Raw genomic sequence first — 8,298 nt, forward strand, 5'->3', positions numbered from 1 at the left:
AAGACGATTCAGGATGAGCGGTATCGTGCCTCTGCTTTAAATGCCTTAGCTGACAAATTGCCACCTGAGTTGTTGTCAGAAGCGCTGGCTGCTGCAAAGGCGATTCAGGATGAGAAGTATCGTGCCATTGCCCTAATTACCTTAGCGGACAAAGAGCTATCAGTGTTGCCGGAAGCGCTGGCTGCTGCCAAGGCAATTCAGGATGAGAAATATCGCGCTATTGCCCTGACTACCTTAGCGAACAAAGAGCTATCGGTATTAGCAGAAGCGTTGGCTGCTGCAAAAGCAATTCAGGATGAGCGGTATCGTGCCTCCGCTTTGACTGCCTTAGCTAACAAATTGCCACCTGAGTTGTTGTTAGAAGCGCTAGCTGCTGCCAGGTCGATTGAGTCTGAATCTTCTCGCGCCCATGCCTTAAGTGCCTTAGCTGACAAACTGCCACAAATTTTACCAGAAGCGCTAGCTGCTGCCAGGTCGATTGAGTCTGAATCTTCTCGTGCCCATGCCTTAAGTGCCTTAGCTGACAAACTGCCACAAATTTTACCAGAAGCGCTAGCTGCTGCCAGGTCGATTGAGTCTGAATCTTCTCGCGCCCATGCCTTAAGTGCCTTAGCTGACAAACTGCCACAAATTTTGCCAGAAGCACTAGCTGCTGTCAGAGCGATTGACAATGTGTATCGCACCAATGCTTTGAGTGCTTTAGCTGAGAAACTGACACCAGAGTTCCTGCCAGAAGCGCTAGTTGCTGCAAAGACGATTCAGTATGAGAGATATCGCAGCATTGCCTTGAATGCCTTAGCTTCTAATCTATCACAAATGTCAAATGTCAAACTTTTTCCCCTTTGGCAAGATACACTTCATGAGTTATCTCTTCGGACTCGCCCTAACTTGCTAGGTGATATAGAGGCATTATTTCCGGTTATCTTTGCATTAGGAGGTCAAGCAGCAATGGCAGAAATTGCCCGTGCGATTGTGGATGTGGCACGATGGTGGAAATAATTTGTAATTCGTAATTTAAGAGAGTTAGATTTAACTTGCGTCTGTAGCCTGATTTTGGTCAATTGGTATAAGGGGATGCAGGATCTATAGTTTTAAACGAAGTGCGATCGCCTTTTACAGCTACTCAACCATCAAGCAGGTATCGAATTTACAAACTCTCTCTGGTGTCCATGAGTTAGCGATCGCTATTAATCATAAAATCATCAAAGAAATTGTCTAGACTGTCGATGAGCGATCGCCAGGGGTTATCTTTGGCAATCAGAGCGATCACGTTGAGGTTGAGCATCTCAAAACTAATTTTTTCTATAAACATCTTTCCGATACTTGCACTGCAAAATTTGTATGAGTTGACTTTCATCATCAATCTCATAACGAACTCTATAATCACCAATACGGATACGATACTCGTTATCAAAACCTTTTAACTTGACAATTCCATCAGGACGCGGTTCTGAAGCAAGATTTTGGATTTTTTCAATAACACGCTTAAGAACATCATTTGGTAAGTTGTCAATCTGCTTTTGTACCGACTTTGAAATAATGACCGCATAACCCATTATCTCTGCTCTAAGCGGTTAGCAAGATATTCATCTATAGTCACTGACTCACCATTGCTATACTCAGCGCGAACTGCTTGAATTTCGGCTAGTGTATCTGCATTGTCTTCGTACAACGCTTCTTCGGCTTCAAAAATTTGTTGCTCAATTAGCTCTTGAAGTTGACGTTTTTCTGTTAAATCAAGGGAAGATATTGCTTCTGTTAAAGTTTCTAAGGAGAGTTGTAATTTAACAATGGCTGGCATTTATTCTCCTATTAGGTGTATTCTTTCGCATTTTGACACCATTATGCTAATTTTAACATTCATATTTTTGTCAACCCAAAAGTCTTTGGGTTGTGTTTTAGGACAAATGCATCTAAACTTCAGACTTGTGGGGTACAACGCAGCAATTGGATTTGCCTAACTTGCGATTGCGATCGTCCTTCTACAACACGCTGCTAACTATCTCTCACAAACTGCGTAGTTTACCGCCGTAGGCATCGCTTATATCGGTCTTTCCTACAGCAGAATACTAAGCGATCGCTTAAGCCGCTTTGCATCTATGCACTCCCCAACAAACTGAAGCGGTCTAACTCGTAACGAGAGTGGTTTCAGTCGCAATGGGAGTGGTCTAACTCGTAACAGGAGTAGTTTCAATTGCGATGGGAGTGGTCTAACTCATGACGGGAGCGGTTTCACTCGTAACGGAAGTGGTTTCAGTCGCGATGGGAGTGGTCTAACTCGTGATGGGAGTGGTCTAACTCGTGACGGGAGCGGTCTAACTCATGACGGGAGCGGTCTGACTCGTGACAGGAGCGGTTTCACTCGTGACGGGAGTGGTCTGACTTTTGCTTTTTTACATTATTAATTAAATTCTGAAAATAAATACCGAAAAATTACCGATATGACCTGAAAATTTTCTCAACAAAAACTGCGAGTTCTGCTGAACCGAAACGCAGTTTAATTAAGCCAAGCTAGCTCTAGCAGCATTTTCAAGGAGTAATTTTATGTCTCGTCAAAAACGTACATCCCGCATTTTAGAAAAAGCTCAATTAAGGTCGGCTGGACTGAAATCGATTGTTCCAAGCATCAATTTTGATGAAAATTATAATCTGGAAAAACTAATTGAGTCAATTGAGCAGTTACGCAACAAACTTGATGTTTATAATACTGCTCTGTCTGTGGTTGACTCTTCTAAAACTGAAATTGAACAGATGGAAAAAAACTTGAGTCAGCTTTCTGAAAAAATGCTGATGGTAGTTGCGATTAAATACGGCAAAGACAGCCGCGAATATGAGATGGCGGGTGGTGTTCGCAATAGCGATCGCATCCGCAAAATTAGGTCGAGTCGCTTGAAAAATGTTGCAGAACAAGCATCTGATGAAAATACTAAAACTGCATAAAATGCAGAAGTAGGGGAAAAGACGGCGATTTATCGCGTTTTTGAGAAATCCAGGAGAAATTGTTTCCAAAGTATTACCTACGACTTTAGAGTGTTGAAATAACTTAAATAGTTATCTATCTGAAGGCGAGGTATGACAACAAACTTTAGTCGGCGTGAATTTATCTTGCTCGGTTCAGCAGGGTTTGGTACTAGTTTACTGCTGCAAGCTTGCAGTAATAAGCCGACGACACCAACAGCGACAACAACGGGTGGTACTGGGTTTAAAATCGCGATCGCTCTCCCTGGAATAATTACCGACAAAGGCTGGAATTTCCGTACCATTTGTCCGTTATATCGCTGTGGTGATTAGTGGCACTCTTGCGAGTTTAGGAGGTGCTTATTTAACTTTGGTACAAGTAAGATTTTTTACCGAAGGGATGAGTGCTGGTAAGGGATTTATTGCGATCGCAGCATTAATTTTTGGCAGATGGCATCCTGTAGGTAGTACTTTAGCTTGTTTGCTGTTTGGAGCTACAGAAGCTTTACAACTGCGAATTCAGGCATTAGGGGCAAATATCCCTTACCAATTTTTAGTCATGTTACCTTATGCGATCGCTTTATTAGCATTAGTGGGTAAGTTGGGAAAATCTACACCACCTAAACCTCTAGGTACTCTCTACTTTGGAGAAAATCACCATTCAGACTAATTTAACGTGAGTGGTGTTTGCAATAGCAAAGTAGGGGTATAAACTAAAATGGTATAAGCCAATTAGGAAAAGCAAATTGGGCGTTAGCACGCTAGCAAAATCAGCACATAATACAATAGCTAGCGTCCCTCAAAAGCCACTCATGCCGCAAAATAACCAAACCGCCGTTGAATTCCGTGATGTCACCCTTAGCCGCAACCATCGTTCATTGGTGTCAAATCTCAATTTCACCATCCATCAAGGAGAAGCACTGGTATTACTTGGGCGCAGTGGTAGCGGCAAAACTACAACAATGAAGTTAATTAATCGCCTATTTACACCTACACAAGGCGAAGTTTTATTTGATGGTATTCCCACAACTCAATGGGATGAAATTAAACTGCGACGAAAAATTGGTTACGTCATTCAAGAAATTGGTTTATTTCCCCATTTCACTGTCGAACGCAATGTGGGTTTAGTCCCAGCTTTAGAAGGTTGGCAACCGAAACAAATAAAAACGCGGGTTTATGAATTGTTGCAATTGGTAGGCTTAGAACCAGCACAATTTGCAGGGCGTTATCCGCACGAACTTTCAGGAGGACAAAGACAAAGAGTCGGTGTAGCCAGGGCTTTAGCAGCAGATCCGCCTGTGTTATTGATGGATGAACCCTTTGGCGCACTTGATCCAATCACACGGCTAGAACTGCAACAAGAGTTTCGACATTTGCAGCAAGAATTAGGTAAAACTGTTGTGTTTGTCACCCACGATATTCAAGAAGCTTTGGTTTTGGCATCGAGAATTGGTTTAATGTCTGACGGAGAATTGGTAGTATTGGGGACGACAGATGAATTTATGCGATCGCAACATCCAGAAAGCCTCGCCTTTCTCCAATGTCTGCGTTCCCTGCAAGATACTTTATGAAAAATTTCTTCCTTGTTAAGTATGCCCCAGAAATTCTTCAGCATACTCTAGAACACCTATTTTTAGTAGGCATTGCAATTGGAATTGCTATACTTGTAGGCATTCCTTTAGGTATTTTAATTACACGTAAAACCTATCTCCGTCAACCAATTCTTGGCATAGCGAATATTTTCCAAACTATTCCTAGTTTGGCGCTGTTTGGCTTACTCATTCCTATTCCCATAATTGGTGGCATTGGTGCAGTACCAGCAATTGTTGCCCTGACTGTATATTCTTTGCTACCGATAATTCGTAACACTTACACAGGTATTACTAGCATCGATCCAGCAATTCGAGAAGCTGGCAGAGGCATGGGAATGACAGATAGACAATTGTTATTGCAAGTTGAGATTCCCTTAGCGATGGGAGTAATTCTGGCAGGAGTGCGAGTTGCAACGGTAATTGCTATAGGTATTGCAACTATTGCCGCAGCTATTGGTGCTGGTGGTTTGGGAGTGTTTATTTTTCGCGGCATATCAGTAGTAAACGATCAGTTAATTTTAGCTGGTGCAGTTCCGGCGGCAGTAATTGCATTACTAGCTGACTTTGCAATTGGCTGGATAGAGAATAAATTAAAAATTAAAAATTAATGAAGAGATTTTTCACACTTTGCTTTTTAAGTTTTGCCTTGTTATTGGTAATCACTGGTTGCACGTCGAATTTAAATAGTAGTAGCGGTGCTAATATAGTTATTGCTTCCAAAGATTTTACTGAACAAGATATTTTAGGTGAACTTTTAGCACAGCAAATTGAGGCAACAACTAATTTAAAAGTGGATCGTCGTTTCCGTTTGGGTGGTTCTTTCATCTGTCATAGTGCTATTACTTCTGGAAAAATTGATGCGTATATTGAGTACACAGGCACATCTTTTACTGGGATTTTAAAGCAAAAAGCAGTTAATGACCCTAAAGAAGTTTATCAAAAGTTAAAACAACTTTATGCCCAGCAATTCAATTTGGAAGTAATGCCAAGCTTAGGTTTTGAAAACACTTTTGCGATGATTATCCGGGGTGAAGATGCCAAGCGTAACAATATTCAAACTCTCTCCCAAGCTTCTCAATATACACCTCAGTGGCGTGGGGGTTTTGGCTATGAATTTTTGGAAAGGGAAGATGGTTTTCCGGGATTAGCTAAAACCTACGGGTTACTTTTTGCTAAACCTCCCCAAATTATGGATTTGGGTTTAGTATATCGTGCTCTGATTCAAAAACAAGTAGATATGGTGGCGGGTAGTTCCACAGATGGACAGATTTCCCGCTTGGATGTAGTGCTGCTAAAGGATGATAAAAAATATTTTCCTCCTTACGAAGCTGCACCAATTGTTCGACAAGAAACTTTAAAAAAATATCCCGAATTAAGAACAGCGATCGCACAACTAGCTGGAAAGATTTCGGCAGCTGAAATGCGACAGTTAAACTATTTAGTTGAGGGAGAATTACGTAATGTTAAAGATGTTGTCCAGGAGTTTCGGAAATCGAAAGGATTAAAATAATTTGTAATACTTGCCATTTGCGTAGCGTCTCGTAGAGAAGGCGAGAAGCAAGCTACGTAATTTGTAATTAAGGATAGGCTTTACCCCACCCTAATCCTCCCCTTATAAAGGGGAGGGAATTAGATTTCCTCTTTCCACCCTTTATAAGGGTGATAATTCGACTTGTGTATACACAGTAGCCTTAGCAACAGGGAACTACAGGGAGGTCTTGTTATGTGCATCTTGCTCTGGAATTTTCAAGATAAAAGCAAAAGTCTGGTTCAATACCGCTAATCTCTGGCAAGCTTATGGTAATGGGCGTAAATGATTCATATGCACGGTTTAAATAGTCAAGTAAAGCTATTACTATCAATGCCGGTAAACTCGCATCTCTTCCATGCTGTGGTAGCGGTGCCATTAGCAAAATTTCTCCTCTGCGATATTTAATCCGAGGTGAGGAGCGATCGCCTAGTTGCTGACTCAATACTTGATAGTCTTTCCAGTTTCCCAAAAGCTTCAACACCGCGCCAGGTGGTAACTCGATTCTTCTGGTGTAATTACACGCGCAGCATCTCGTAGAGAAGCGGCTTGTCGCCAGACATCGCATTACATCGAGGATAACGATTAAACGGCGTTGCATAAATGCGGGATGAATTGGCGGTTGAAGCCATTGAAAATTCGTTCTAAATTGGGCGAAATCATCCCATGATTCAGCAACGCCGATTAAACAATCACAAAATTGTTGTTTGTGAGTGACAACCCAGGAGATAAGCCGGCAAATTGTACCTGAGTAAATGCGCCTGCACTACCATCTTGGTCGAAGAACAATGCACCTGTAGTGGAATTATAAATAAATCGCTCTTTGCTAGTAGTTGCAGATTCTCCAAGTGTAAACTGACTTGCTTGAAGTACACCTGCTGATAAACCGCCACCAAAACCAGTAGCAGACACCTGAATGAGTTCATTCGGTTCATTATTGGCACCGAAGTCAGGTATCAAATCGAGACCTTCATCGAAACTATTGAAAGCAAAGGTATCAGTACCACCTTCTCCAAAGAGCCAATCATTACCCTTGCCACCGAAGAGGATAGCATCGCCATAATTACTTCTGAGGGTATCATCCCCATTGCCACCTTCGAGGATATTATTATCTGAGTCAGAAGAGCCTATCAGGAAATCATTACCATCGCCCCCATCTAATAGATTATTCCCTGTTGAACTGTCAGCATCCAATGTATCGTTACCAACACCACCCTTGAGGGTGTTATCACCAGAAGTGGTGAAATAACGGGTATAGAGAAAATCGTTACCATCGCCCCCATCTAATAGATAATTGTCTGTTGAACCGTAAATATCCAATGTATCGTTACCAGCACCACCGTTGAGGGTGTTATCGCCAGAGGTGCTACCTACAACATAATTTCCAAATTCGTCGTAAAAGTAACTCCAGGCCCGTAAAAAATCATTACCATTGCCTCCATTGAGGAGGTGATTCCCCGTTGAAAGACTAATATCCAAGAAATCTTCGCCAGCGCCGCCATCTATTGTATCGTTACCATTGCCTGAACGCAGCGTATCATTACCATTGCTTCCGACTAGATAATCATCGTAGTCTGTACCTGTGATATTTAATTGTTCGATATTTTTGTAGCTAAACACTGTTGTGTCCGCCGTTGAAGAAATTGCTCCAATGTTAGTAGTCGGGTTGAAAGTCGAAGTAATTCCGGTGGTAGCATTGCTATAACTCAAAGACAAGCTGTCGTTACCTGTTCCCCCGTCTACCGTTTGAGTCACTAACGTCGATAGGGAGCCGAAATTGAAGGAATCATCGCCATTGCCACCATTAAGGGTGTTATTGCCGATATCATCATTGAGAGTATCATTGCCATCGCCACCGTTAAGAGTATCATTGCCATCGCCACCCCTTAAAATGTCATTGCCACTTAAGCCTTCAATAATGTCATCACCTGCTTGACCATTGATCACATCATTTGAATTATCAAATCCACTAACATTGTTGTCGAGGTCGTTTAGGAAGGTGACTGTGTTTTTTTTAAAGACAGTGCTTTGGGTGGAGTTGGCATCGAAGACATCAAAGCTGTCAGTGATCGTAGTTTGCCCAGAAAACAGAATATTGCCCAAATCTACGCTGGCTCCAGTAGACAAGCTTAGGTTATCCAGGTTGGACAAGGCAAAGTTTTCCAGAATGAATCTGGTATCACCATAGCCTTGAAAGCTGATTTCCAGATTGTTGCCATT

The 8,298-nt window shown here is 42.0% G+C and carries 9 protein-coding genes and 3 pseudogenes; 7 read left to right on the forward strand and 5 right to left on the reverse strand.

From position 1 onward, the window contains the following. Positions 1 to 999 (forward strand): annotated as a pseudogene (locus V7K89_RS07385) (hypothetical protein); the annotation flags it as partial. A gap of 175 nt (positions 1,000 to 1,174) precedes the next feature. On the opposite strand, the gene V7K89_RS07390 reads toward V7K89_RS07385, so the two are convergent. The 3 genes from V7K89_RS07390 to V7K89_RS07400 are packed head-to-tail and all read right to left on the reverse strand — an operon-like array spanning position 1,175 to position 1,801. Beyond that, complete coding sequence (locus V7K89_RS07390) at positions 1,175 to 1,312, reverse strand: hypothetical protein (RefSeq protein WP_335185765.1); 138 nt, start codon at positions 1,310 to 1,312, stop codon at positions 1,175 to 1,177. Further along, on the reverse strand, positions 1,293 to 1,556 hold the full coding sequence (locus tag V7K89_RS07395) for a type II toxin-antitoxin system RelE family toxin (protein ID WP_335185767.1): 264 nt from the start codon (positions 1,554 to 1,556) through the stop codon (positions 1,293 to 1,295). The genes V7K89_RS07390 and V7K89_RS07395 overlap by 20 nt, the downstream gene beginning before the upstream one ends. Further along, positions 1,556 to 1,801 carry a hypothetical protein gene (locus V7K89_RS07400; RefSeq protein ID WP_335185769.1) on the reverse strand — a complete coding sequence of 82 codons (246 nt, stop codon included), beginning with the start codon at positions 1,799 to 1,801 and terminating at the stop codon, positions 1,556 to 1,558. Before V7K89_RS07400 ends, V7K89_RS07395 begins: the two co-directional genes overlap by 1 nt. 743 nt (positions 1,802 to 2,544) lie before the next feature. Here V7K89_RS07400 and V7K89_RS07405 point away from each other — a divergent pair. The 6 genes and pseudogenes from V7K89_RS07405 to V7K89_RS07430 all read left to right on the forward strand — a co-directional run bounded on the left by V7K89_RS07405 (position 2,545) and on the right by V7K89_RS07430 (position 6,060). Then, positions 2,545 to 2,940, forward strand: coding sequence for a hypothetical protein (locus V7K89_RS07405; RefSeq protein ID WP_335185771.1), 396 nt, complete (start codon positions 2,545 to 2,547; stop codon positions 2,938 to 2,940). A 132-nt stretch (positions 2,941 to 3,072) separates the two neighbouring features. Then, positions 3,073 to 3,252 (forward strand): annotated as a pseudogene (locus V7K89_RS07410) (BMP family ABC transporter substrate-binding protein); the annotation flags it as partial. Beyond that, positions 3,245 to 3,628 (forward strand): annotated as a pseudogene (locus V7K89_RS07415) (ABC transporter permease); the annotation flags it as partial. The pseudogenes V7K89_RS07410 and V7K89_RS07415, both read left to right, overlap by 8 nt. Positions 3,629 to 3,770: 142 nt before the next feature. Beyond that, positions 3,771 to 4,529, forward strand: a complete 759-nt coding sequence (locus V7K89_RS07420) for an ATP-binding cassette domain-containing protein (protein WP_335185782.1) — start codon at positions 3,771 to 3,773, stop codon at positions 4,527 to 4,529. Further along, positions 4,526 to 5,158 (forward strand): ABC transporter permease, encoded by a 633-nt coding sequence (locus V7K89_RS07425; RefSeq protein WP_335185773.1) that lies wholly within the window; start codon positions 4,526 to 4,528, stop codon positions 5,156 to 5,158. The genes V7K89_RS07420 and V7K89_RS07425 overlap by 4 nt, the downstream gene beginning before the upstream one ends. Beyond that, positions 5,158 to 6,060, forward strand: a complete 903-nt coding sequence (locus V7K89_RS07430; protein ID WP_335185776.1) for a glycine betaine ABC transporter substrate-binding protein — start codon at positions 5,158 to 5,160, stop codon at positions 6,058 to 6,060. The genes V7K89_RS07425 and V7K89_RS07430 overlap by 1 nt, the downstream gene beginning before the upstream one ends. Before the next feature lie 211 nt (positions 6,061 to 6,271). Here V7K89_RS07430 and V7K89_RS07435 read toward each other — a convergent pair whose 3' ends face one another. Continuing rightward, entirely contained in the window at positions 6,272 to 6,679 is a 408-nt protein-coding gene (locus tag V7K89_RS07435) for a Uma2 family endonuclease (RefSeq protein WP_335185778.1), read from the reverse strand. A gap of 83 nt (positions 6,680 to 6,762) precedes the next feature. After that, the coding region (locus tag V7K89_RS07440; RefSeq protein WP_335185780.1) for a calcium-binding protein at positions 6,763 to 8,298 on the reverse strand (1,536 nt) is incomplete at its 5' end.

This window comes from Nostoc sp. (assembly GCF_036917515.1).
Classification (GTDB): Bacteria; Cyanobacteriota; Cyanobacteriia; order Cyanobacteriales; family Nostocaceae; genus Nostoc.